Source organism: Azospirillum palustre (genome assembly GCF_002573965.1).
In the GTDB taxonomy this organism is placed as follows: domain Bacteria; phylum Pseudomonadota; class Alphaproteobacteria; order Azospirillales; family Azospirillaceae; genus Azospirillum; species Azospirillum palustre.
Genome location: NZ_PDKW01000037.1, coordinates 312,104 through 336,904, shown reverse-complemented (window position 1 = coordinate 336,904; position 24,801 = coordinate 312,104). Strand labels below are relative to the sequence as shown.

At 65.8% G+C, this 24,801-nt stretch carries 21 protein-coding genes and 3 pseudogenes; 10 read left to right on the top strand and 14 right to left on the bottom strand.

The genetic code is table 11. The features are described from left to right. Positions 1–67 precede the first annotated feature (67 nt). Positions 68–1,273: a hypothetical protein gene (locus CRT60_RS36800; protein WP_244592237.1), complete on the top strand. Its 1,206-nt coding sequence runs from the start codon at positions 68–70 to the stop codon at positions 1,271–1,273. Positions 1,274–2,337: 1,064 nt separating this feature from the next. Here CRT60_RS36800 and CRT60_RS37720 read toward each other — a convergent pair. The 3 genes and pseudogenes from CRT60_RS37720 to CRT60_RS03410 all read right to left on the bottom strand — a co-directional run. Further along, positions 2,338–2,775: pseudogene (locus CRT60_RS37720) on the bottom strand (TniQ family protein); the annotation flags it as partial. Beyond that, complete coding sequence (locus CRT60_RS03415) at positions 2,775–3,647, bottom strand: TniB family NTP-binding protein (protein WP_098735035.1); 873 nt, start codon at positions 3,645–3,647, stop codon at positions 2,775–2,777. The gene CRT60_RS03415 and the pseudogene CRT60_RS37720, both read right to left, overlap by 1 nt. Continuing rightward, a complete protein-coding gene (locus tag CRT60_RS03410) occupies positions 3,644–5,323 on the bottom strand; it encodes a DDE-type integrase/transposase/recombinase (protein ID WP_098735034.1) in 1,680 nt (559 codons plus the stop codon). Before CRT60_RS03410 ends, CRT60_RS03415 begins: the two co-directional genes overlap by 4 nt. Before the next feature lie 186 nt (positions 5,324–5,509). Between CRT60_RS03410 and CRT60_RS03405 the strand changes: the two genes are divergently transcribed. The 4 genes from CRT60_RS03405 (at position 5,510) to CRT60_RS37715 (ending at position 7,125) form a co-directional block, all read left to right on the top strand. Continuing rightward, positions 5,510–6,100 (top strand): hypothetical protein, encoded by a 591-nt coding sequence (locus CRT60_RS03405; protein ID WP_098735033.1) that lies wholly within the window; start codon positions 5,510–5,512, stop codon positions 6,098–6,100. Positions 6,101–6,200: 100 nt separating this feature from the next. Continuing rightward, the gene (locus CRT60_RS35445) at positions 6,201–6,551 is read left to right on the top strand and encodes a hypothetical protein (protein ID WP_143273053.1); all 351 of its coding nucleotides are present in this window, start codon (positions 6,201–6,203) and stop codon (positions 6,549–6,551) included. Positions 6,552–6,568: 17 nt separating this feature from the next. Then, the gene (locus tag CRT60_RS35440) at positions 6,569–6,802 is read left to right on the top strand and encodes a hypothetical protein (protein WP_143273051.1); all 234 of its coding nucleotides are present in this window, start codon (positions 6,569–6,571) and stop codon (positions 6,800–6,802) included. Further along, the gene (locus CRT60_RS37715; protein WP_098735031.1) at positions 6,739–7,125 is read left to right on the top strand and encodes a type II toxin-antitoxin system RelE/ParE family toxin; all 387 of its coding nucleotides are present in this window, start codon (positions 6,739–6,741) and stop codon (positions 7,123–7,125) included. The genes CRT60_RS35440 and CRT60_RS37715 overlap by 64 nt, the downstream gene beginning before the upstream one ends. A gap of 178 nt (positions 7,126–7,303) precedes the next feature. On the opposite strand, the pseudogene CRT60_RS03390 reads toward CRT60_RS37715, so the two are convergent. Next, a pseudogene (locus CRT60_RS03390) lies at positions 7,304–8,284 on the bottom strand (IS5 family transposase); the annotation flags it as partial. Between CRT60_RS03390 and istA (CRT60_RS03385) the strand changes: the two are divergent. Then, a complete protein-coding gene (gene istA / locus CRT60_RS03385) occupies positions 8,262–9,809 on the top strand; it encodes an IS21 family transposase (RefSeq protein WP_098735030.1) in 1,548 nt (515 codons plus the stop codon). The pseudogene CRT60_RS03390 and the gene istA (CRT60_RS03385) sit on opposite strands and share 23 nt — an antisense overlap. 9 nt (positions 9,810–9,818) lie before the next feature. Then, complete coding sequence (gene istB / locus CRT60_RS03380; RefSeq protein ID WP_098735029.1) at positions 9,819–10,571, top strand: IS21-like element helper ATPase IstB; 753 nt, start codon at positions 9,819–9,821, stop codon at positions 10,569–10,571. A 295-nt stretch (positions 10,572–10,866) separates the two neighbouring features. Here the strand turns inward: istB (CRT60_RS03380) and CRT60_RS03375 are convergent. Further along, positions 10,867–11,115 (bottom strand): annotated as a pseudogene (locus tag CRT60_RS03375) (transposase); the annotation flags it as partial. A gap of 128 nt (positions 11,116–11,243) precedes the next feature. On the opposite strand from CRT60_RS03375, the gene istA (CRT60_RS03370) reads away from it, so the two are divergent. From istA (CRT60_RS03370) to CRT60_RS03360, 3 genes are all read left to right on the top strand, one after another. Then, the gene (istA, locus tag CRT60_RS03370) at positions 11,244–12,761 is read left to right on the top strand and encodes an IS21 family transposase (RefSeq protein WP_098735136.1); all 1,518 of its coding nucleotides are present in this window, start codon (positions 11,244–11,246) and stop codon (positions 12,759–12,761) included. Beyond that, positions 12,758–13,549 carry an IS21-like element helper ATPase IstB gene (istB, locus tag CRT60_RS03365; protein ID WP_098735028.1) on the top strand — a complete coding sequence of 264 codons (792 nt, stop codon included), beginning with the start codon at positions 12,758–12,760 and terminating at the stop codon, positions 13,547–13,549. Before istA (CRT60_RS03370) ends, istB (CRT60_RS03365) begins: the two co-directional genes overlap by 4 nt. A gap of 530 nt (positions 13,550–14,079) precedes the next feature. Then, positions 14,080–17,640 (top strand): DEAD/DEAH box helicase, encoded by a 3,561-nt coding sequence (locus CRT60_RS03360; protein WP_098735027.1) that lies wholly within the window; start codon positions 14,080–14,082, stop codon positions 17,638–17,640. Between the two features lie 479 nt (positions 17,641–18,119). Here the strand turns inward: CRT60_RS03360 and CRT60_RS36390 are convergent, their stop codons facing one another. From CRT60_RS36390 to CRT60_RS03315, 9 genes are all read right to left on the bottom strand, one after another. After that, positions 18,120–18,758, bottom strand: a complete 639-nt coding sequence (locus tag CRT60_RS36390) for a hypothetical protein (protein WP_167421613.1) — start codon at positions 18,756–18,758, stop codon at positions 18,120–18,122. Positions 18,759–18,806: 48 nt separating this feature from the next. Further along, a complete protein-coding gene (locus tag CRT60_RS35435; RefSeq protein WP_143273049.1) occupies positions 18,807–19,190 on the bottom strand; it encodes a hypothetical protein in 384 nt (127 codons plus the stop codon). A gap of 13 nt (positions 19,191–19,203) precedes the next feature. Beyond that, positions 19,204–19,449: a DUF4167 domain-containing protein gene (locus tag CRT60_RS03345; protein WP_098735024.1), complete on the bottom strand. Its 246-nt coding sequence runs from the start codon at positions 19,447–19,449 to the stop codon at positions 19,204–19,206. An 85-nt stretch (positions 19,450–19,534) separates the two neighbouring features. Continuing rightward, positions 19,535–19,843 carry a hypothetical protein gene (locus CRT60_RS03340; RefSeq protein WP_146203742.1) on the bottom strand — a complete coding sequence of 103 codons (309 nt, stop codon included), beginning with the start codon at positions 19,841–19,843 and terminating at the stop codon, positions 19,535–19,537. 330 nt (positions 19,844–20,173) lie between these two features. After that, positions 20,174–20,854 (bottom strand): DUF3102 domain-containing protein, encoded by a 681-nt coding sequence (locus CRT60_RS03335; protein ID WP_098735022.1) that lies wholly within the window; start codon positions 20,852–20,854, stop codon positions 20,174–20,176. After that, positions 20,847–21,494 (bottom strand): ParA family protein, encoded by a 648-nt coding sequence (locus CRT60_RS03330; RefSeq protein WP_098735021.1) that lies wholly within the window; start codon positions 21,492–21,494, stop codon positions 20,847–20,849. The genes CRT60_RS03335 and CRT60_RS03330 overlap by 8 nt, the downstream gene beginning before the upstream one ends. A gap of 126 nt (positions 21,495–21,620) precedes the next feature. Beyond that, complete coding sequence (locus CRT60_RS03325) at positions 21,621–22,550, bottom strand: replication protein RepA (protein ID WP_098735020.1); 930 nt, start codon at positions 22,548–22,550, stop codon at positions 21,621–21,623. A gap of 419 nt (positions 22,551–22,969) precedes the next feature. Next, positions 22,970–24,355, bottom strand: a complete 1,386-nt coding sequence (locus CRT60_RS03320; RefSeq protein WP_098735019.1) for a TrbI/VirB10 family protein — start codon at positions 24,353–24,355, stop codon at positions 22,970–22,972. Then, complete coding sequence (locus CRT60_RS03315; RefSeq protein WP_098735018.1) at positions 24,352–24,801, bottom strand: conjugal transfer protein TrbH; 450 nt, start codon at positions 24,799–24,801, stop codon at positions 24,352–24,354. Before CRT60_RS03315 ends, CRT60_RS03320 begins: the two co-directional genes overlap by 4 nt.

Sequence of the window (24,801 nt, the reverse complement as noted above, 5' to 3'; positions counted from 1 at the left end):
CGTTCGGCTGCAAGAAAATTTTCAGCCGCAAGCTTTGCATAGAAGCCCTTGATCCGTCGATATATTCTTGCTCAGACCCCATGAAAATTTTCAGGAGAAAGCGACACAGGCCCTCGCCGACCCGGCGCGGCGCCGACGCCTCGCCGCCGATGCCGCCCGCCGCTCGGCCGCCGCGGTGATCCGCCTCGACGGCCACCGCCTCGACGCCCACGACTTCCAGCGCGCCCTCGCCGCGCCGGAGCACGCCCAGGGCGAGGCTGCCCGCGCCGCCCTGCTGGTGCCGCTGTTCGCCCAGCTGCCGGCTGGCCTGACCGCCGCCCTGCCGCCGGAGCGCACCTCCGTCCGGCCCGCAGCGGTCCCGGCCAGGGAGGTAGACCCAGGGGACGTCGTGGCCGCGGTGCGCGCCTCGATTGCCGCCTTGGAGGCGATCGACCTCGGGAGCGGCGAAGACCTGGACGACGGGGAAGGCGATGCGGCCGGTACTACCCCGCCGCTGACGCCCTGGACCCGGCCCTGGCTGGACGAGCTGCACCGGCGCTGGAGTGTTGCCCAGGGCGGCCGTCCGGTCGGCCTCGGCGCGGCCCGCGCCGCCGATGCCGGTCCGGCGCTGGAGGCGGTGGCGGAAGCCATGGAGGCCGCTCCCGGCCTGCTCGGGGCGGCGGCGGCGATCCGCGCCCTGGCGCTGCGCCCCGACCCGGGAGCGCCGGAGCGCCAGGGTGCGGACGACGATGCCGAGAGCGCCGCCCTGCGCGCCGCGGTCGCGGTGGAGCGGCCGCCGACCTCCTGGTGGAGCGTGGTGGTCTGGCTCGCCGCCCCTGCGCTGGTCCGCGAGGCCTGCCGGCTGCATCATGCCGGACCGCCGCTGACGGCGGCGCTCGCCCGCGACGTCACCGGTTACCGCCTCGCCCTGGCTGGGACCGAGGGCGCCTGGACGCGCTGGGTCCTCGACAGCATTCCCGACCTGGTGGCGCATGAGCTGGAACGGCTGCGCCAGCTCGATCTGATGCAGGAGCATTGGGAGGCCCGGCTGGCCGCCACGCCGCGGCGCAGCAGCTCGCGCCTGCCCGACGTGCTCGACTGGCTGCACGACCGCCCGGCCTTCACCATCAGCCGAGTGGCGGGCGAATTGAAGGGGCGTTGCGGGTTATCGCTGCGCGGGGTGCATCTGCTGGTGGAGCAGCTCGCCAAGGCCGGTGTGGTGCGTGATATCGCCGACCGCGGCGGCGAGCGGGTCTGGGCCTGCGACCTCAGCTTCCTGCCTCCCGGCCGCTGAGCGGCTGGGCCTCCTTCCAAAAGGCCGTGGCGCATGTGGACCGGCGGACCGTGATGCGGCGCCATGAGTAGATCGCAGGCAAAGCAGTAGGCCGCCTGTCCATGACGCCGCCAGCCGGCGGCTTCGAACAGGACCACCCGGTTCGGCGAGACCCCGGTATCCATGGCTTGGGCGCCCGCCAGAAGGCACCGTCGATGGACCGCCTGTCGGAGCACCCGCAGAAAGGTGGGGAGCTGATCCTCCAACGCCGCCTCCACCACCAGAACGGTGAGGATGGCGTCGACGAACAGGGCCAGTTGCACGACCCGGGTGTCGATGGTGCCGATGGTGAGGTGGGTCCGGGGAGAAGTCAGCCACCCGTTTATGACCCCCATCCAGCTTTTGATTTCGGAGCCAGCTGCGGACCGTCGGTCGAGCAACTGGGCCGCGGCTTTCACGTCCGCAACCGTCGCGCTCCGCACCTCGGTCACGGGTGCGGAGCGGACGTCGCTGGTCAGGCCGATGGCCAGGGCGCGGGCGGGGGTTATCCGGCTCCAGACCTGGGCATAGGCGCCCACCAGAGCGGAACGGTCGGCTCCGACCGGCCGCCGCCGCTGTTGCGGTGGCCGCATGGCCTCCTCAATGGACGGCCAGCAGCGGGCCGGCAGCAGAACCGTCGTGTCGAGAGCATCCAGCGATCCCCCCGTCAGGAGCCGCAGAAGGAGGGTGCGGGTGGCGCCTGTCGCCGACGCCGCCAACACTCCATGAGCGGCGGCCAGGGAGGCGCCCACCGCGTGCAATCGCTGCCGAAGGATCCAGGCCGGGTCGTCCGGCTTGCCGTTCAAAGCCCGGAACGCGGTCAGCGCATGCTCGATCAGCTCCGGCCGGTCGATGTCTTCGGCCAGAACTGTCAGATCCTCGAGCAGTTGTTGTCCCCGGACCACGGTGCGCGGAGCCTTCGCGGCCGGGACGGTGCGAAGATCGCTGCCGCAGCCATGGCAGCGCCACAATGGACGACGTGCCGAACCGTGGAGCGGCACCAGTTCAGCAAGGCACCGCGGGCAACGGTCGTGGAGGAACCGGTTGTGCCGGACGCACACCGCCGCCACGTCAACCCGCCAGAGCCAGGGCAGGTAGGGGCTGGCATCCTCGCGCCAGCACAGCGGACAGAAGCGGGGGGCGACAACCGCGCCGGCCCAAGGCCGGCCAATCGGATGGGCAAACCGTTGCAGCGGGCCAATCCGGCCGCGATGGCCGGTTTGGCGTTCCAGGTAGGCGATCAGGCGCGGCGCCTGTTCACGATCCGGATCAGTGAGCGCTATCCGGCTTTTCAGTCGCAGATGGGTCAGGAAGCTGTCCGGCCCCATCGCGTTGGCGTGGGCCATCCGGGCCAGCCAGCTGCTGAACAGTTCGTCTGGAAACGGGACGGGATCGGTGGCCCAGCGCTCCCCCGTCGGACGGCCCCGCTCCAACCGCTCAACCGGGAAAGGTCCGGTGTCCGGGAGGGAGGGCGACGGTGCCATCACCCCAGCCCCAGCAAATCCTGGGCGGAAAACCGTTTGGAGGGCGGGCGGAACTTCATGTCGTCGAACAGCGCCACGGTGATCCGTTCCTCGCCGCGGCGCACAGCTTCGACCGCGGTCGCCGTGACGGTCTGCACGATGTCGCCGATCAACCCTTCGGATGTCAGAAAGATGCGCTTGGCCAGCGTGTCCTCCGTCAAGTCCGATTTCCGGCGCAGTGGCAGGCTGAGGACCAGGCTGTTCAGGAGGCGGGCATAATCGGCATCGTATTGCAAGCGGGGCAGTGGGGCGCTTGTCAGGCGGGTGCGCAGTTCCCCGTCGTTGTGGATCACCTCCGCCAGCGACCGGTCACCGATCAGCACGGGTGAAATATCCCACTCATGCCCCATCACACGCAGCAGAGTGTGAAATTCCTTGGCACCGCTGCCGCGGAAGCCGTGGTGCGCGTCATCGAAGATGATGACGCGGGGTTCGTATTCTCCGAACAGGTCCATCATCTGCTGGCGCCGGCCATCGATCGTGCGGTTGGTCGGGTCCGGCACGCGGCCCATCGCCCGGATGAGGCTGGACAGGAACTCTGTGCGGGAGGGTTCGCTGGGCATCTGGTAGTAGTAGATGGGGCGCATTTGGACCGACGGCGTTTTCAGGAAGCGATCGGCAACCATGGTCTTGCCGTTGCGAAACGGGCCGCACACCGCGACCCCTGTGGTTCGGATGGATTTCGGTCGCTCCCGGAGTCTCAGGAGGTCCCTCAGGGCTTTCACGGCGGCCGGATAGCCAATCCACCGCGTTTCCCCCAGGTACAGGCAGCGCTCCTCATCGCTGAGGGTTTCAAGCCGCTGTCGTGCGTCCTCGTTCAGATGGTCGGTCATGACGCCCCCCAGTGCTCGACCTCGAAACTGTCATCCGTCGACGGCAAGACTCCCAGACCGTCTCCGGTGGTCTTGAGACGGTTGATCTCCATATCCGCCGCATAGGGTTTGGGGGCCTCACTGGCGACGCGCGCCGCCAAGGCGTCGCTGGCCGCCTTCCGGCTGACCCGCGCTTTGCGAGGCCGTGGGGGCGGAGTCAGCGCCTCGTCCACCATTTCGCGTGATTTCCCTCGCTCCGCCCAGGAGGTGCCCGCCTCCTGGCGCTCCCGGCCATTTTGGGCGTCCAGTTCCCAGGCCGTCATGGGGGTCAGCACGCCGTCGGCGCGGGGGACCGTGAGCCATTGCATCAGCGTCGGGTGCCACAGGTAGATGTGGCTGACGTCATTGCGGTTGACCTTGATCCGTAGCTTTTCGCGTCCGCGGTTGGCGTAAAGCTCGGCCAGCCGGACATCGTCCGGCTTCCAGTAAAAGAGGCCGAAGGCCGCAATGCCTTTGCTGGACAAGCTGCATGTGCTTTCCGGCAAAAAGGCGAGTTGCACCTCCTCCCAGTCGACGGTCAGGAGATGCTCGGGAATCCGGGAGGCGTGCTTGCTCCATTCAAGGTCGGGACGCTTGCGGGTTTTCTCATCCATTTCCCCGTTGCAGATGCGGAACGCGGTGATGGCCGCCGCCTTCTCGATCTGCTCATAGGTGAGGCAGGCGCGGTCCTCGGCGGGATAGTCGCCTCTGTCGGCGACGGACCGGCCGGTCTGCCCGCGGGCCTTGCGGAGCTGCTGGTTGATCGATCCCTGCAGGCGTTCGACCACGTTGCGGATATGCGGCTCGCCATGCCGGGGATCCACCGTGATGCGGAGATCCTCCAGGCCACGGTGGCCTTTCAGAGCCTTGTACCAGGCCGCCCGATCCGAAATGATGCGCTCCGGTCGGCCGAAGACATCCGTGGCTTCGAGGCCGAACTTCTGAAAGTACGCTCCCTTCGGGCGGATGGCGTGCTGAAGGCACAGTCCGATCGCCTCCCGGTTGGCCGACCGCGGCCACAGCCAGAAGCCCAGGATCATGTGGGTCAGCACGTCGACCAGAACGATGAGCCAAAGCCGCTTCAGCAGGTGCCCCGCGTCGTCAACAGCGAGAACGTCGATTTCCGTCTCGTCGATCTGGCAGATTTGCAGAGGATAGTCCGGCACCAGCGAACCGCCCCGGTGCCGATGCTTGCGCACTCTGACGGTCTCGCCACGCCGACGTGCCACCTCTTCGGCCGTCCAATGCTTCCAGAGACGGCTCTTCACCGTGTTGAACGAGACCGACTTCAGCCCAACGCCTTCCAGGCGCCCATTGATCACGATGGTCGCTTCGTTCAGGGAGCATCCTTCAGGGGTCAGATACTTGTCGTCGAGGACGGTCCGGACGATGGTCTCGGCTTCCGACGGCAGCCTGGGGCCGCGTCCCGAATCGTCGCGCAGAAGGTCGCGGACCAAGCGGCGCCGGCCGTATTTGCGCAGATGGCTGCGGATCGTCTGAGGCGTCCGTTTGAGGCGGGCGGCAAGATCATTGACGGCGGCGGCCCGTGCTTCGCTCTTCGGAGAGGTGCGGTCCAGGATGCGGTCGAGCTGTGTGGCCAAGCGCTCGGCCTCGGACCAGCGCGGGTCATCGGGTGGATCGTCGGATCGCCGTCCCATGCCCCAGAGGCCCTCCCGCGAAAGCGTTCGGCAGCAAGAAGCTTTTCAGCCGCAAATTCTGCATGGAGCCTGTTGATTCGTCGATACGACCTTGGTCAGGCAGCGTGAAGATTTTCAGGAGAAAGCGACACCCTGGATGGCGCGCCCGGCCTGCTCGGGGCGGCGGCGGCGATCCGGACCCTGGCGTTGCGGCCCGATCCGGGGGCGCCGCAACGCCGCGGTCCGGACGACGATGCCGAGAGCGCCGCCCTGCGCGCCACGGTCGCGGCGGAGCGGCCGCCGACCTCCTGGTGGAGTGTGGTGGTGTGGCTCGCCGCCCCCGCCCTGGTCCGCGAGGCCTGCCGGCTGCATCATGCGTGGCCGCCGCTGACGGCGGCCCTCGCCCGCGACGTCACCGGCTACCGCCTCGCCCTGGCCGGGACCGAGGGCGCCTGGACGCGCTGGGTCCTCGACAGCATGCCCGACCTGGTGGCGCATGAGCTGGAACGGCTGCGTCAGCTCGATCTGGTGCAGGAACACTGGGAGGCGCGGCTGGCCGCCACGCCGCGACGCAGCAGCTCGCGGCTGCCCGACGTGCTCGACTGGCTGCACGACCGTCCGGCCTTCACCATCAGCCGGGTGGCGGGCGAGCTGAAGGGGCGTTGCGGGTTGTCGCTGCGCGGGGTGCATCTGCTGGTGGAGCAGCTCGCCAAGGCCGGCGTGGTGCGCGATATCGCCGACCGTGGCGGCGAGCGGGTCTGGGCCTGCGACCTCAGCTTCCTGCCCCCCGGCCGCTGAGCGGCTGAGCCTCATCCAACAGGCCGTGGCGCATGTGGACCGGTGGACCGTGACGCGGGGCCATGAGAAAATCGCAGGCAAACCGGTAAGGCGCCTGTCCATGACGCCGCCAGCCGGCGGCTTCGAACAGGACCACCCGGTTCGGCGAGATCCCAGCATCCATGGCTTGGGCGCCCGCCAGAAGACACCGTCGATGGACCGCCTGTCGGAGCGCCCGCAGAAAGGTGGGGAGCTGATCCTCCAACGCCGCCTCCACCACCAGAACGGTGAGGATGGCGTCGACGAACAGGGCCAGCTGCACGACCCGGGTGTCGATGGTGCCGAGAGCGCGTTCAGCGCGTCCTCGAAATCCGATGACAGCAGCGATCGGCGGGCCTCGGTCGTAGACGTGCAGACGACCACTCCCCCCTGGGTATTGCCCGCTTGGCTGCCGACCTGTTACTGTCGGTGACGACAAGGAGCACAAGAATGGACCTGCCGCAGGAAATCGAACGGATGGCGGCTCGCCGCGCTGCCGAAGCCGGCTACCGCGACGCGGCGGACTATGTGGCGCAGTTGGTCGCCGCCGATATCCGTGATGCCTCCGACGCTGCCCTTGAGGGTAATCTTCTGGAGGGGCTCGACGGCGACGGAGAGGAATGGAACCTGGAAGCGATGCGAGCCGAGTGCCATGCATCCCTCAAGGCCGCCAGGGGCGCCTGACCGCCTTGCGCGTCATCCAGAGTCCGCGTGCCAAGAGGGACGTGATCGACCATTACACCCGCATCGGCCTGCGGAACGAGGACGCCGCCGAACATTTCCTCATGGCCGTGGCCCGGGCCGTCAGTCGGATCGCCGAGCGCCCCGACATCGGATCGACCCGGTTGTGGCGGAATCCGGCGCTGCGGGGCGTGCGGGCATGGCCCGTGATCGGCTTCGAGCGCTACATCGTCTACTATCGCCGCCAGACGCCCGACAGCCTGCGGATCCTCCGCCTGTTGCACGGTGCTGTCCTGCCCGAAGGCGCGCTGCGGACGCCGGACTGACGCCGGCCGCCACCATCTGAGGGGGCACGGCGGCCTTCATCCAAGACCGCCCGAGCGACCGTGCCGAACTGAGGGTGCCCTCCGGTGCACAGGCATGCGTCAGCCGTAGAGCACGCCGACCGACTTTGTTGCGCAAATCGGCGTGACGGGGGAGTCCACCTTGGGGCAGTGATGAGCAGGCGACCTTGCGGGTGGTCGGCATGCCCAAGCTGGTCATGATGTTCATGACCTTGCAAGCGACAGCAGCCTCGGCCTTCTGCGTGGGCAGACTCCGGGCGCGGAGGCTACGGCCGATCAGTTGCTTGTAGTGCATCATCGCCACCTCGCCCAAGGAGCGGCGGCCGTACCGGACGTCCCGCTGCCAGCCGCGCCGTCCACGCTCGACGATCCTCTGAATGTAACGGTCGCATTGGCTGGGAGCGCTTCCGGCCGTGTCGCTCGGCACCGCAGTCGCGCGCGGCGGGATGATCACCTCCGCCGCGGGGCTGTGGGCGGCCACGGAGCGGTAGACGGGCTCGCCGTCGTAGGCGCCGTCGGCCAACACTGTGCCGATTGGGCGCGCGATCTGATCGAGCAACGGACCGACCAGCGAGGCATCGCCCTCCTCGTTGGACGTCAATTCCAAGGCGAGGATCACGCCGCTGTCCGGATCGACGGCCAAGTGCAGCTTTCGCCACGTCCGGCGCGCTTGGTTGCCGTGCTTTTCCAAGTGCCACTCGCCCTCGCCGAACACCTTCAGCCCAGTGGAATCGATGACCACCGTCACCGGCCCGTTCGTCGTGGCCAACGCCGACGCGACCTCCAGGTCGGCGCTGCGCCGGGAGAACGTCGTGTGATCCGGAACCGGCAGGACCAAGCCGAGCAGGCGCATCAGCGAGCCCAGCAAGCCTTCGGTCTGCCGCCAAGTGCAGATTCCGACTGAAAGCGGCCACGGTTTCCGACGCCAAAGCGGCCAGTGTTCCGATCGCAAGCCGGCCGGCATTCCGATTTGAAGGCGGCCACCGTTCCGACATGAAGCCGGCCCCCCTTCCACCGTGAAGGCGGCCGGCATCATCGTCGGCATGATGATGGTGTCTTCCCTGCGAGGAGAGCTTCCATCAAGCACCGCCTCCTGATCCAACCGACAGGAGGAGCGGATGCCAGCCTTGAGGCTTTCCATGCGGCAAATCCGTGAATTGTTTCGCCTGAAGTTCGGCAGCCTGCTGCCGACCAGCGATCGCCAGATCGCAGCCCAGCTCGGTGTCGCGCGCAGCACCGTGGCGGAGTACCTGGAGCGCGCCCATGTCGCAGGCCTGTCCTGGCCACTGCCCCCCGACCTCAGCGATGCCGAGCTGGAGGAGCGGCTGTTCGCCCGTCCGAACATTCGCCCCGGCGCCCGCCGGCGTCCGGAACCCGACTGGGCGGCTATGCACCGCGAACTCAAACGCCCGGGCGTCACGCTGATGATCCTGTGGGAGGAGTACCGCGCCGCTCATCCCGACGGCTACGGCTACAGCCGCTTCTGCGAGTTGTACCGGGAGTTCGAGGCGCGGCTCGCCCCCAGCATGCGTCAGCCCCACCTGGCCGGCGACAAGGTCTTCGTCGACTACTCCGGCAAGACGCTGCCCATCCGCGATCCCGCCACCGGCGCCGTGCGGCCCGCCCAGCTCTTCATCGCCGTGCTGGGCGCCTCCAACTACACCTACGCCGAGGCGACCTGGACGCAGACGCTGCCCGACTGGATCGGGGCGCATGTCCGCATGCTGGAAGCGTTTCAGGGCTGCCCGCGTCTGATCGTGCCGGACAACCTGAAAAGCGGCGTCCTCAAGGCTTCCTTTTACGACCCGGAGCTCAACCGCAGTTATGCCCACATGGCGCACGCCTACAGCGTCGGCATCCTGCCGGCGCGTCCGCGTCGCCCGCGTGACAAGGCCAAGGTGGAAGCCGGTGTGCGCATTGCGCAATACTTCATCCTCGGCCGGCTGCGCAATCTGCCGTTCTTCTCCCTGGCCGAAGCCAATGGCGCGATCGACCGGGTGCTGGAAGACCTCAACACACGACCCCAGCGTCGCCTTGGGCTCAGCCGCAGGGAGCTGTTCGAACAGCTTGATCGGCCGGCGCTGCGGCCGCTACCCGACACGCCCTACGAATACGCGGAGTGGAAGCTCGTGCGCGTCGGCCCCGACTACCATGTCGAGGTCGCCGGCTTCTACTACTCGGTACCGGCGGCGCTGATCCGCCAACAGATCGACGCACGCCTCACCGCCACCACGGTGGAGTTCTTCCACCGCGGCCAGCGGGTCGCCGCCCATGCCCGCCGACACGGCGGCGAGCGCCACAGCACCGTGCCCGAGCACATGCCGGCGGCACACCGCCGATACGCCGAGTGGAGCCCTGAACGTTTCGAGCGGGACGCCGGCGACCTCGGCCCCAACACTGTGGCGTTGATCCGCGCCATCCTCGCCAGCCGGCCGCACCCGGAACAGGGCTTCCGCACCTGCCGTGGCGTGCTGAAGCTGTTTCGCGGCCCCAACCGGGCCCGTGCCGAGGCGGTGAGTGCCCGGGCGCTGGAGATCGGCGCCACCACCGCCGACAGCATCGCCTCGATCCTACGCAACAACCTGGACCGGGTTCGCTCCACCGCCCGCCCTGAGGCGCCGGCGCTGGACCACGCCAACATCCGCGGCTCGCGGTACTTTCATTAGGAGCCCACCATGCTTTCCCATCCCACCTTCGACCAGCTCAGCGACCTGGGGCTGCACGGCATGGCCAAGGCGTTGCGCGAGATGCAGACCAACCGCGAGGCCGGCACCCTCAGCCATGAGGAATGGCTGGGTGTGCTGCTCGATCACGAGGTGACGCTGCGGCGGCAGAAACGTTTCGAAGCGCGCGCCAAGAGCGCCCGGCTGCGCCATCCCGCCGTGATCGAGGATGTTGATTTCCGGGCGCCGCGTGGGCTGGACCGCGCGCTGTTCCAGAAGCTGGCGACCTGCCGATGGATCCACGACCACCAGAACGTGATCATCACCGGGCCGACCGGCATCGGCAAATCCTGGCTGGCCTGCGCGCTTGGCCACCGTGCCTGCCGCGAAAACCTATCGGTACTCTACCAGCGGATGCCCCGGCTGTTCGAGACCCTGGCCCTGGCACATGGCGACGGCCGTTACGCCCGCCTGATGCGTGGCTTCGCCCGCGTGCGACTTCTCATCTTGGACGACTGGGGACCAGAGCCGCTGAACGCAGAGCAGCGCCGCGACCTGCTCGAGATCGTAGAGGACCGCTACAACGCCGGCTCTCTGCTGATCACCAGCCAAATCCCCACGGACCGCTGGCACGAACTCATTGGGGATCCGACTCTCGGGGACGCGATCTTGGACCGCATTCTTCACAACGCCTACCGCATCGACCTCACCGGAGACTCAATGCGCAAGCCGCGACGCCAGCCAGCCCTGTCCGACGGAGAGTGACGAGACCGCCGGGCGCCCCCGGAGCTCCACAGGCACCTCCCAGGCAAGCCGGCCGCTCTCCAGCGTGATGAGGCGCGCTCGCGACCGGCTTGCCCGGGGCCCTCCTATGGATTCCGGGGACGCCCTCCACCTCGACATGATCATGGCGGCTTGACCCGACGCCATGCTCATGCGACACGAAAAACGCCTCGCGGGGATACGCCACCCCGGCCGCTTTCCTTCGGAACGCTGGCCGGCTTCAGTTCGGAACAGTGGCCGCTTTCAAATCGGAATACCCGGCCGGCTTCATCGGAATCTGCAGCCAAGGCCGCCCGAAGGCGAAGCGCAGCATCAGCCCCGTCTCGATGGCGATGGCCGAGTAATGCAAAGGCCGACCGCGCCGCCCCGTATTGGCCGGCGTCCAGGCGGCGATCGCCTCACGCGTCACTCAGATCGTCAGGTCGCCGCGCCGGCGTAGCGCAGCGTCGTAGGCCGCCCAGTTCGCAACCCGATAGCGGGCCTTCGGAATCTTGTGGCGGCGGGACTCGTTGGCCTTGTACGGCATCGGGGTCTCGGCTGACTGTGCTATCGAAATCCGGCCCACCGTGCTGATGAAATTTGGCCCCCTGTCCCGATCGTGCACCGTTCCTTTCCAGCGACAGCTGGAGGGGCGACATGGACAGGAGACGGAAGGTGGAGCTCTTCGAACAGCTACGGCGTGAATACGAGTTTGGCGTCGGTACGGTCAAAGGCGTGGCCCGGAAATTTGGCGTCCACCGACGTATGGTGAGACAGGCTCTGGCGAGCGCGATCCCGCCGGAGCGCACCTATAAGGAACGCGTCAAGCCGGTGCTGGGGCCGGTCGCCACGTTCATCGACAGCATCCTGGAGGCTGATCGCCGCGCTCCGCGCAAGCAGCGTCACACGGCGCGTCGGATCTGGAAACGGATCCGCCAGGAGATGCCGGAGGTGGCCGCTGCGGAGAGCACGGTGCGCAACTACGTGCACGAGCGCAAACGCGCGTTGGGTCTGATCAGTCGGGAGACCTTCGTGCCGCAGTCCTATGATTGGGGACAGGAGGGCCAGGTGGACTGGTATGAGGCCTACGCTGATCTCGACGGCGAGCGCCTCAAACTGCAGGTCTTCTGCATGCGGGCGATGGCCAGCGGTGGCGCCTTTCACCGCGCCTACCGACATGCCACCCAGCAGGCCTTCCTGGAGGCGCACGAGCATGCCTTCCATTACTTCGGCGGGGTGTTCAGAGTGCTGCGCTACGACAATCTCGGCAGCGCGGTGCGCAAGGTGCTGCGCGGGCGGCTGCGTGAGGAGACGGAGAGGTTCATTGCCTTCCGCTCACATTGGCGCTTCGAAGCGCAGTTCTGCATGCCGCAAGCCGGGCACGAGAAAGGCGGGGTTGAGGGCGAGAACGGACAATTTCGGCGCAATCATTGGGTTCCGGTGCCGTGCGCCGGCGATCTCGCCGTGCTCAACGAGGTGCTGCTGCTGGGCTGTCGAGAGGATGAGCGGCGCGTCATTGACGGCCGCCAGCACAGCGTCGGAGAGGCGATGGCTATCGAACGCGAGCACTTGATCGACTTGCCCGAGAATGGCTTTGATCTCGCCGACATCAGCTTCCCACGGGTCGACAGCGCCGGCTGCGTGCTGGTCAAGACCAACGCTTATTCGGTCCCGGTACGCGTCGGCACGCGTGTGCACGCCAAGCTTTATCCGGCGCATCTGGAGGTCTGGCACGAGGGGCGGATGGTTGCCCGCCATGAGCGTTGTTACAGACGGCGCCAGCAGATCCTCGATCTTGAACATTACCTGGAGGTGTTGGAGCACAAACCCGGAGCCTTGGCCGGTTCCAAGCCGCTGGAGCAGTGGCGTCAGCGTGGCCGCTGGCCGGCTGCTTATGACGCCTACTGGCAGCGCCTGATCGAACGCCATGGCCGTCAGCACGGCACCCGCGCCATGGTAGCGGTGCTGGGGTTCGGTAAGATATTCGGTTATGAGCGCTTGCAGGAGGCGGTGGCCGCGGCTCTACAGATGGGCTGCTCGGATGCCGAAGCTGTTCGCTATCTGCTGACCGCCGACCGATTGCAGCGTCCACCCCTGGACAGCGTTGAGGTTGGGGCACTCGCCCGGTTCGACCGGCCGGCGCCCTCGCTGGACAGCTATGATCAGCTGCTAAGCCAAGAGGTCGCGCCATGAACCGGACCACAGCCACCTTGGCGGCCAGCACCACGCTGATCGAGCAGTCCATTCGCCAGTATTGTCGTCTTCTGAAGATGCCCACGCTGGCGGCACAGTTTGACCGTCTGGCGCAGACAGCGCTGCGCGAGGGGCACAGCCACGTCCAATACGTAGAGGCCTTGCTGGCAGCGGAGGTCGAGGAGCGCGAGCGCAAGGCGGTGCTACGCCGCATCCAGGAAGCCCGCTTGCCACGCGTGAAGACCCTGGAGGAGTTCGAGTTCAGCCAATCGCCACTGCAGGCCAGCCGTCTGGCCGATTTGGCGGGTGGCGGCTACATCGAGCGTGCTGAGCCGATCGTGCTGATCGGGGAAGCGGGTACCGGCAAGACGCATGTCGCAATCAGCCTGTGCGTGGCCGCCTGCCGACAACGGCGGCGGGTACGCTTCACGACGGCAGCGGCGCTGATCAATGAGCTGGTCGAAGCGCGGGCGGAGAACCAGTTGAGCCGCGCTCTAGGGCGCTGGGAGCGGGTGGAGGTGGTGTGCATCGACGAGTTGGGCTACGTGCCGCTCGCCGATGTCGGGGCCGAACTGATGTTTCAAGTTATCGCTGACCGAGCGGAGAAGGCGGCGCTGATCGTGACGACGAACCTGCCGTTTTCCGAATGGGGCCAAGTGTTCCCCAATCCTCGGCTGTGCAAGGCGGTGCTCGACCGTGTCACCGATCGCGCGCACATCCTCGAAAGCGGCGATACGTCCTATCGCTTCCGCCGCACCCTGGCCAAACGCGGGCAGAAACATGAATGAAATCTTGCGATCGACGCTCGCCCCGGCGGGTCCACAGGCAAGGCGGGGGCCGCCACCCAGCGCAATGAAAACGCGGCGGCGGCCCCCGTTGCCTATGGACTGCCGGGACGAGCTGCTGCGCACAGCCAAGAGGTCGGTTATCGGCCATTCAGCTGCCAACCCATGGGAGGTGGGCCAGATTTCATCAGCAAAGTGGGCCATGGTTCGTTGACACAGCCATCGGCGTCAGCGGGCCGCCTCTATACCCGTTTGCACCCCCCCACCGCCACCAGCCGGGCACTTTTGCACCAACGTCCCTCACCATAACCTCCCTGAGGAGCATGATAGTATACGCGGTGTCCACGCATTCGGCCCTCCATCAATCCTGTGCCGTTTATGCGCTGCCCCGGCCCCAACCACATTTGGAAGTGTCACCTACTGCGCTGACGCCGCTTGCGACCGAGGAGTCAGCTGCGGATAATGCGCCACCTTCTGTCATTGCAGGTCGCCCGTTCCAACCACATCTGGACACGTGCGAGGAGACATAGCGCGTGTTTGCCCCCTCCGACCTTCGCCGCTTTGTCGATGCTGGCTCGCTTGAACGGGGGCGGCAATATTGGGCAGATGGCCGCGTTCAGACCATTGAGGTGCAGCAGCGGCGGGGAGATAGCTGGAGCGTGTTGTCGACTGTCAGGGGCTCGGGTCGCGCGCTTTACGCCCAGGACATAACGGTGAAGATCGTCAATGGCGCGCTGCGGCAGGTTGAAGGCGAGTGCGACTGTCCGGTGGGGTACAATTGCAAGCATGTCGCCGCAGCGCTGCTGGCCTGGATAGAACGCGCCGCCAGCACCTCCGCGACCGGCCGGCGGTCTGAACAGCCATTCTCCGGTCTGTCCAGCCCATCATTGCCGGCACCGGCGACGGCTGCCAATCGAGAACAGATGGCTCCCGCGGAACCCGGCCTCTCCTTTCCGGTGAGGGACCTGCTGGCGCGGCTCAATGCGGCGGCGCTCCGTGAAACCGCAGAGCAGTATGCCGATACCGTCCGCAAGCGGCTGCTCTATGTCCTGTGCTTGGATGACACCCCCTCCGGCGAGCGGACGCTGTTGCTCCGTGTCATCTCCGCCACCCTGCGCAAAGACGGCCAGTTCGCCAACGACGACAAGGCGTATGACGCCTATCAGTTTGGTACCCTGAGTTCGGCGAAGTTCGTCACCCCGGCCGATCACGCGCTGCTGAATGCCGTGTCGCGCAACGCACAGGCCGGTTCGTACGGCTTCCTGCTGCCGGCCGATATGGCACCCTGGTTGATCGAGCGCATGCTGCGCACCGGCCGGCTGTATTGGCGGGACTTCCGCACCGGCAGTCCGCTGCACTCAGGCCCGCCGCTGATCGGGACGCCACGTTGGGAGGCCGATGGCGCCGGCCGTCAGCGTTTCACCATCGCGCTTCAGCCGCACTCCACCGACATGGCGCCAGCGATCGTGCTGCCGACGGTGCCGCTGCTCTATGTCGATCCCACAAACGCCACCTGCGGCCCTGTCGACGCCACAACGGTGTCCCCGCAGATCGCCGTCACCCTGCTGACGGCCCCGCCGCTGCCGCCGGGCGAGGTGGCCGCCTTCCGGGCCGAGGCGGAACGGCTCGGCGACCGGCTGCCGGTGCTGCCGGACGCCCCGACACGGACCGAACACCGCCGTATTGTGCCGCGGCCGGTCTTGCGGCTGGGCGTGGCCCGACTGGCGGGAATGTCTTCCTTGTACCCGTCAGCCTATGGGATGACGGAAATGCCCGAACTCCCGGTCGCCGACCTGCACTTCGACTATGCCGGCACCCGCCTGCATTGGAAACGGCGAGGGCCGCCGCTGCAATGGATGGAGGACGGTGTCCTCGTCACCGCCGAACCTCAGCCAAAAGAGGAGAGGAAGGCGATCAAGCGGCTGGAGGAGGCTGGCCTCGCCGTCCCGCCACTGCCGCTCAGCGTCGGTGGCGTCTCGCCGGTCCGTGAGGAGCTGTTCGCCGCCCCCGGCGACGACCTTGATGTGCGCTCGATCTGGTTGAACTTCTGCCATTCAGGGCTCCCCGGACTGCGGGCCTCCGGCTGGAGCGTCGAGATCGCTCCCGATTTCCCCTTCGAGGTTCTGGAGGCGCCGAAGGATTGGGCCTTCGAGGTCGAGGACGGCTCCGGGATCGACTGGTTCGGCCTGTCGCTCGGCGTCGACATTGGCGGTGAGCGCATCGACCTGCTGCCGGTGCTGCGCGAGGTCATCGATGCGCTCGCCCGGATTGGTCCGGACCTGCTCGACGACGGCATGTTTGAGGATGACTTCTTCGTCGATGAGGAGAACACCGCCGGTAGGGCAGGCAGGCTGTCGCCGGGACTGGAGGCAGTGCTGGAGCAGCTGGCGCCTTCCGGAACAATGTTCGTGCGGATCGGCTCCACCCGCTACCTCCCGCTGGAGGTGGAGCGGGTGGCGCCGATGATCGGCGTGCTGATGGAACTGTTCGGCCTTCAGCCGGGCGGTGGGCAACTGCGGATCGGCCGCTCCCATCTGGGCGACCTCTCGGCGCTGGAAGAAGCCGCATCGGCTGCCGGCATCCCACTGCTCGGCGCTGATGCCGTGCGTAGCATGGCCAAGGCCCTGCGCAAGGCGGGAGGCGTTCCGGCGGTGGCCCCGCCGCAGGGGCTGCGCGCCACCTTGCGCCCTTACCAGCAGATTGGGCTTGATTGGTTGCAGTTTCTGAGCACCCACGGCTTCGGCGGCATCCTGGCCGACGACATGGGGCTGGGGAAGACCGTGCAGGCGCTGGCCCACCTGCTGGCAGAAAAGGAGGCCGGCCGGCTTGACCGCCCGAGCCTGCTGATCGCCCCGACCAGCGTGCTTGGCAACTGGCGGGCGGAGGTGCAGCGTTTCTCTCCCGGCCTGCGCACGCTGGTTCTGCATGGTCCCCGGCGCAAGGCGGCGCAGGGTTCGCTGGCCGAGTTCGATCTGGTGGTGACCTCCTATGCGCTGCTGCCGCGCGATCGCGACGTCCTGACGGCCCAAGCTTGGCATCTGGCGATCTTCGACGAAGCACAGTGTCTCAAGAACCCCACCGGCCAAGCAAGCAAGGCGGCACAAGCTCTGCAGGCGCGCCAGCGCCTGTGTCTGACCGGCACCCCGGTGGAGAACACATTGGACGAGCTGTGGGCGCTGTTCGCGGTCAGCGTGCCGTCGCTGTTCGGTGACCGCACCGGCTACCGCCGCACCTTCCGCACCCCCATCGAAAAGCATAGCGACGCCGAGCGCCAACGCGTGCTGGCTCGCCGCGTTCGCCCCTTCCTGTTGCGTCGCACGAAAGAGGAAGTCGCGACGGAGCTGCCGCCCAAGACGGAGATTATGGAGGCGGTGGAGCCCGACAGCGGCCAGCGCGACCTCTACGAGACCATCCGCCTGACGATGGATCAGCGCGTGCGCGACGAGGTGGCGCGCAGGGGGCTGGCGCGCAGCCGCATCACCATCCTAGATGCGCTGTTGAAACTGCGGCAGGTCTGCTGCGATCCGCGGCTGGTGAAACTGGAGAGTGCGCGCAAGCGGGCGGCCAAGGGAGCTGCGTCGGCCAAGTTGGTCCGACTGCTGGAGATGCTGCCGGAGCTGCTTGCCGATGGCCGGCGTATCCTGCTGTTCTCGCAGTTCACCTCAATGTTCGACCTGATCCGGCCGGAACTCGACCGGCTCGCCATCCCTTTCGTTGAACTGACCGGCGACACCAGGGACCGTGAGACGCCGGTCAGGCGGTTCCAGGCAGGCGAGGTGCCGCTGTTCCTCATCAGCCTGAAGGCAGGCGGCACCGGGCTGAACCTAACCGCCGCCGACACGGTGATCCACTATGACCCGTGGTGGAACCCGGCGGTCGAAGACCAAGCGACCGACCGTGCCCACCGCATCGGCCAGGACAAGCCGGTCTTCGTCTACAAGCTGGTCACCAGTGGCACGGTGGAAGAGCGCATGGTGCAGCTTCAAGAGCGCAAGCGCCGGCTGTGCGACGCGGTCTACGAGCAGGGGCAGACGGCGGAGGATCTGCTCACCGCAGACGACCTTGATTTCCTGCTGGCTCCCATCGATGGGTGACATCGGCCGGGCGGATGAGGCTCTCACCAGACCACGCTCCGGTTTGACCGTCCCCTCTCAGCCCAGTTTGATGTTATTGTTCTCAGTGGGAGGGGGCATAACAGCAATGGCAGAGAGCAGCTGACGTCCTTTTGTGCCCATGCCGCACGTCAATCCGCTTCCCCTGAGGAGGATCGCGAGCCGCTCTCCGGCGTGGTCGAGCGCGTAATGATCCGGGCGCGGGCGGACATCTCTTACGCTCTGCTGGACGCGGTATCCGATAGACACCGCGGCCTGCCCGAAGACGACGACCTTGGACTGACGGCACCGTGCTGCAACACGGTGGTCTCCTTCATCCGCTCTGCTCGCCGCAGGCTTCCATGGCGCAGGAAGAGAAAGTCCAAGGTGGGTGGGCTCTTGTTCTCTGATGCTGGGCGGTCGCAGCACGCTCCGTGGAGCGTTCGACATAGCCACTATCGAAACGCGGATAGGGGTCCGTCCTACCCCTCGCGGCTGCCGGGCGCTTCGATCAGGACGCGTTGCGCAACCACAGTGTCAGGATGCCTCTGCATCGCCGCAGCATCCACCATGCTCCAGCAGTCAAGCCCCTCCAGCCTGATGACACAGGCGATCGCCGCCGCGCGGGTCAGGAATTCACGGGGCAGCCGCTGCCCGGTGGGCAGATGCGTCACCACCCACACCATCACGTCATCTGCTGCCGCACGTTGGTCAATGCCGAAGGCGCCGCACACCTCGCCTTCAAGCGCAATGGTGATCACGGCCCCGGTGCCACCATGCTCAGCCGCGACCGCCTCAAAGGTTGCTGGCGTCCAATCCTTCCTGTCGAGCAAGGTGGCATTCCGCCCCGTCGTTTCGAACACCGAACTGTTGTCGTGCCCCGTGTCGATCGGCCCGATGCTGGCACTCGTCTGCTTCGAGCCGGCATCCTCCCGTTTATGCCCGCGGACCTGCAATGGAGGCTCTGATCGCCATTGCATGATTGCTCGGACGGCCGCTAAGGCATCCTCGTTGCGCTGAAGCGGAAAATGCCGGCGCAGCTCGGCCACGGCAGCCCACTCACCGCCGGCCTCGAACACCTGACGGATGGCAGCCCGCTCCTCCTCACTCACCACGAACATGCGCTCATCCTTGCCGCATGGGGGCATTCACCGTCAGAACAGGCTGTATCATGCGAGAAGCCCAGGGCCAGAACCACCTTGTGACGCGTTGTCTTGATCTGCCGCTTGGACAAGGCCGAGCTCTTCAAGCAGATGGCAATACTCGCCCGGAGGAAGGGCGCGCTGATCCTTAGCTATCTGCCGCAGAGCAGCAAGACCGGCCGTGGTGAACCGGGCCCGCAGCCAATGGGCCCCGTCATCCCGCAGCTCCAGCAGACCGCGATCAAGCATCCCTTGAATGACAGCCCCAGGCTTTGGTTTGCCCTTGTTCGGACCGGTCGCCCACCGCTTCACCAGGATGCCGGCGTCCAGCCGCGGCGCTTGGCCGAAGCGGACCATGAACTCGTTGCGGATCAGGGCTCGCTCCTGTGCGCTTAGGACGCTGTCGGTCATGGCATCATCTCCCTTAGTCCTGCCCTCGTGACACGCGGAACCAGTGCTCGGCGTACTGACGGCAGAGTTCGGCCTCCACGCTGTCACCGCTGCGCTCGGCATCGGTTGCTCGAGCAAGCCATTGAGTCTGCTTTTGAAGGGCTGTGCCGTCGACGCGCGCCGGCGCTGGGCGAACACCGGCTGGGCCTGCGCCAGAAGTCCGCGCCTTGCTGAAGCTCGGTCGCGGTGGATGGCCGCCTCGGGGGGTGGGGGGTGCCATACAACCTTTCGGGTTTGTTCGAGAATGGGATGAACGCTTCAAGGGGGGCCTGAGAGCAAACCTTTGTCATCGTGGATTGACCATCTTACGCTTCGCGGCAGACACCAGCGTCGATGCAGGCCGCCAACACAATATCTGTCAGCGGCTGATGAAGCTCCACGGGGAAGGTGATGGTTGGGCTCCACTGCCCGTCGGTGTCCCGATGGAGCGGTGAGGTAACGGACGTCGCGTGATTGCCATCCATGATTTCCCGCGAGACGTGAAGCCCGCGGACCTTGAACTCGATGCCGTGAATGGCAATAGTAACATCGACCAACGCCAGAAGCTTTCCACCAACAGGTGCCTTTCGGACTGCGATGACTTCAGCAGTGACGGTTTCAGTCTCGCTCATCATAGTCTCAGAATGCTGTCGACAAGCCAGTTTTGCGGAAGAGTAGCGTTTCGGTCAACGCTTTCATTTTCAATGTGTGAGTAGGACTAACCTGCCTGAACTCCGCCGACTGTTGGTCAACTCATCCACACTGCAGAGGTGGGGCAAGCGCTGCAGTGCATCACCCCTAACTGGGCCGTTTGGTTAACGCGGTCGATCTGCGGGAACGGGATGCCTCTGTCCGTACATTGAGAGGATGGTTCCTCAAAAAGCCGGCGTGGCTTGGAAACCTTACGGTGTGAGCCGCCCGTCACAGCATGACGGGCGGCATTTTCTAAACCACGGTTTAGACTTTCACGATAGCTCGCGTCCGAGCAATGCCTGCAGTTCGGCCAGCCTCTTACGATCACGTTCCATGCGGGTCAGGAGCTGAGCGAGTTCCCTGCGTGCGGCCGCTCGCTCGTCGACCTCGCCACCGCCCTTACGAAGCCTTCTCTTAAATTCGGCAATCTCACGGCGCGTCACGTTGGGTCGGACGAGTCCCTCCTCCAGCGCCTTCGGGCGCTCGTCATCCTTCAATGTGACCAGCGCGTGAGCAACCGACCAGTTGGGCGGGAGGACAGTCTCCGGATAGATGCCATCATCGACAGCCCTCGCGATCGCCATAAGCCGCTCGGCAATATCGATCGAAAAGGGGAGACGCTGCTGAGCCAACTCCATGAACTCGCCATGGACGAGGGTCGCCTTCGCTTGGTTGATGCGTCGCCCAACTTGGACGAAGGTGCGGCTAGCCTCCCCCCACAGCCGGCCAACCTCATAAGCATATTCGTCTACTGTGCTCAGGGTCGCGTAATCGGCCTCGATCACGTCAGACGCCGGCATCCGGGTAGCCGGCAGTGTCTTGGCAAGAGGTTGCAGAACGGTTTGAACATCCGTCGCTGAAATCGCCTGCAGTTTGTTCCGGCGGCCGCGCGGCTTTGACACAGTCGTGGCGCCAATCTCTGGATTTGGTGCATTTGATTCCCGGTCAACCATGAGCTTCCTCCAGCTTCCGGGTGATCTCTACAGCCATGGCCTCCACGTCGGCGCGAATATGTTGGTCAGCCAGGGGCGAAGCGCCTGCGAAGGAAGACTGACTATAGGCGGTGCGCGATGGAAGATCGGCACCGAGCGCTGACAGGCCGAGGGATTCGAGTTGGCTGCGGCTGTGTTCCGTCACCACGGCGCGACGATTAACTTGTGTCAGGACAGCGAAGTGAGGCGTTCGGAAGTCTGGGATCCGGCGGCGCATCATCTGTTCGGCGTTCTTGACGAATTGCTGCGTCCGGATCGCTTCCATAATGTCCTTGAAGTCTGGCCGTGTGGGAATTAGCACTAGGTCAGCCACACCGGCAGCGTAGACAAGCGCCTGCCCCTGGCTGCCGGCGACATCGATAATGACAACGTCGAACGCTTCGCTGGCTGACTCTGCTTCCTGCACCACATCGTCGTCGCCAACGACCGCACAGGGGAAGGGCTGTCCAGCCCGGCCGAGCCACTGGGAAAGGTTTTTGTTGGGATCTGCGTCTATACACTTCACCGAAACGCCGGCGTCGTGCCAGTAGCTGGCAAGGCACATCGCGAGCGTAGTCTTGCCTGGGCCTCCCTTTGTGGAGGCCGAGACGATGATGCTCATTGGGGTCTCCGTCGGCGCAAGCAATAAAGCTGGCCGGAGAATAGCAGTGACCGTGTAAAGTGCGCACGCTTTCTGGCTGCAGACTGGCACCTAACGGTGTGGCGTGGCGAAAAGGCCGCAGCCGGCCTACAAAATCCCAAGCCTGTCGCGAGACTTAGCGATTGGCGGTGCGCTTGGGTACAAGGTGATGCTGGTAGATTCCACCTGCACTTTGGCATCTGGGTAGGCTGCCAATGCCATGCGAAGCGCCTCAGTGAAGGCTGGCTTGAAATTGCGCATCGCGTTGAACCCAGCACCGAACTGAGCCATTAGCGCCGGCCAAGAAACCGGTGTAGGTTTGCTGAGACTGTGAAGGCGGTAGGCGAGCCAGACATAGATGTCGATCGCCATGGACTTGTTGCCGATCTCTCGGAGCGCCGTTTCGCTCACTGGTACGGGATGGTCGATCAAGGAGCGGTAGAAGGCGTCGTTTAGGGTTACCTTGTCTTGCCACAGGGTCGGCTGGTTGTCATCGTTCAGCATACCGGCCAAGTCGAAGTATTCTTCGACAAACGCACCCTTGGCGACCCGGTCTGCGTGGCCGTGATCCGTAAAGAAGGTCAAGCGGCATGCGGAGATGCGACGAGCCTGCTCGGTAACCATCTTATAGGTGGCTCCGCCGATGGATGCCATTCCCATGTTCTTCATCCAGCCCTTGAGAGATCCGCCGAGTTCAACTTCGCGGCATCGAGTGCGGACGGCCTGGGTTTGAAGGTAGATGAGGATCATTCGGGCTTTTGAACCGTATGGGATACCTACTACATTGCCTTGACGGTCACGGCCTGATTCGACCATCAAGGTAATTCGATGACCCTCACGGCGCCAGAAAGGCTCTATAATGTCTTTGTGAGGTAGCGAAGTCAGAGCAAAACCGGCATGACAAATGCCGAGGGTCTCGCTTTCTTCTGCCAGAACAGCAGCGGCAATCTCCAACTGACGCCGCTCGGCTTTGTCGACGACAAGCTCACGAGCGGCATCAAGGCCATGATCGATCAGCAGCTTATGAATGTTCCTCATGTGGCCTATTTCCTCATTGAGCTGAGAAATCGTCAACGGTGGAATCTACCAGCGCAGGCTATTTGGAGCTATTTGGTTCAACCTATTTGCTTGTCTGGCAGATTCCACTGAGCGACTCGGCTGCCTGCTGGTAAATTCCACCCGACTGGCTTCCAGACTCCACTGAACAACTTTTTCCGCCTGCCAGAGCGATAGATGTCCAGTGGAATCTACCAGCGTGATTGGCCGAATCGGGGACTTTTGAGTGGTGGAATTTACCAGCGTACGCGACTCGGAGGTTGGCTCTTGTACCTAAGCCGGCGGTGGATTCTACCAGCAGAACGGCAACGGCAATGTCAGTGGAATCTACCAGCTTCGGTTCACTTGTCCGGGCGCATGGGTGGAATCTACCAGCAAGGCTGTGGGTCGCACTGTTGGGCTTACCGTAGCCAGGGCTGCATGACCATGTCCTTGCTGACCATGATGTTGAAACGGTAGCCAGGACGGATTTCCAGCGTCGGAGCGACGTTCAGGCCTTTGCGGGCGTACTCCGCACCGAGTTGGCCCATCTGCTGGCCGAGGCTGCCGGCGATGATCTGCTGCGCGTCGTAACCGCCGCGGGTGTCGCCGCGCTGCTGCGGCTGGGAGAGCTGGACGCCGGCCGAGAAGATCGATAGCAGCAGGGCGTTGCCGAAGGTCCGGACATAGTGGTTGTTCACCTGATCGGAGAAGCCGGCATAGCCACCCTGATCGGCGCCGGGCATGCTGCCGAGATCCAGCGACGAGGCGTCGGGATAGATGATCCGGTTCCAGGCGATCAGCACCCGCTCCTGCCCCATCTCCACCCCGTTGTCGTAGCTGCCGATCAGCATGGAATCCTTGGGGATCAGCAGGTATTGCCCGGTGGCGGTGTCGTAGACGTTCTCGCGCACCCGCGCCTTGATGATGCCCGGCAGGTCCGAGTTGATGCCGCTTTCCATGACACCAGGGATGATGGCGCCGGCCTTCACCTCATAGGGCGACAGTGCCGCCTCGCGGGTGCCGGCGAGATAATGCGAGCCACGCGCCGGCTGCTGATTGAGAAAGTTGTGCTTGGCATCCGGGCCGGTGCCCTGGCCCCCGCGCCCTTGGCCGCTGCCATAGCCGCCGGCACCGCCACCAGTGCCACCGGCGGCGCCCAGGCCGCCGCTCGTGCCTGAGCTGCCGAATCCGTTGGCGAATTGGGCAAGTGCTTGCGAGTTGGTGCTGGGGCCGCCCGGACTGGCCGCGGCCGGCTGCTGCATCTGCCCGGGCTGGGTGCGGTTGCCGGGAACGGTGGTCGGCGCTTCCAGAGCCGCCTTGAGGGCTGCCCGGCGTTGCTCCTCGATCCGCCGCACCTCGGCGTCATACTGCTGCCATGCCCGCATCCGGGCATCGTCCTCCGGCGTCCGCCCGCCGTAGGCGCCGGAGGGCCGCCCCATCGGATCCGATGGGGCCCCCGGCATGGTGGCGGGAGTGATCGGTGGCGCCGCCGGGGTGGTCGGGGTCGGAGTTGCCCGCCGCGCTTCGATGATGCCGGCATTCTGCGCCGCGCCGAACAGCGGCTTGGCGTCCACCGGCTCCGGCGCCGCCACCACCTCGCTGTTGCCGGCGCCGGCCGCCCGGCGCTTGGCTCGCTCATTCATCGTGTAGGCGATGGCGATGGCCACGAGGGCGGAAATGCCAATCAGGATGTAAATCGGCACCCGGGTCAGGCGCCGGCCACCGGTCTGGCGCAGGATCGGACCAGCGAGGAAGTCGGGCGAGCGGTCGGGGCCATCAGCCGGTTGTTGCGTCTGATCGGTCATTCTGCGGCGTCCTCCCGCACGGTGAAGGGGGAGCCGGCCTGGAGGGTGCCGGCACTGTTGCGCAGCCACAGGCGCGAGGCCGTGGTCCGGTCGACCTGGAGACGCACGAGCACCCCGGCATCGAGCGGCGTCACCAGATAGCGCAAGGGGTGGGCGCCTGGTGCTTTTTGACCGGCGTCCGCCACCCCGAAGCCGATCCGCCGCAACTCGCCGCGCAGGACCGGCGTCAGGCTGTCGCTGGCCAGCTCGCCGGCCGGCGCATCAAGCGCCATGGTGGTGGCCGCCGCCGGCAGGCGCTCCGCCACGAAGCGGGCGATGTCGGCCGCCAGCACCGGGGCGTCTGCCGGCGTCACCGCCTCGACGTAGGAGGACCGCGGGCCGACGCCGGCACAGCCACCGAGCAGCAGCATCGCGCCGATCGCCGCGGCATGCAGGGGGTGCCGCAT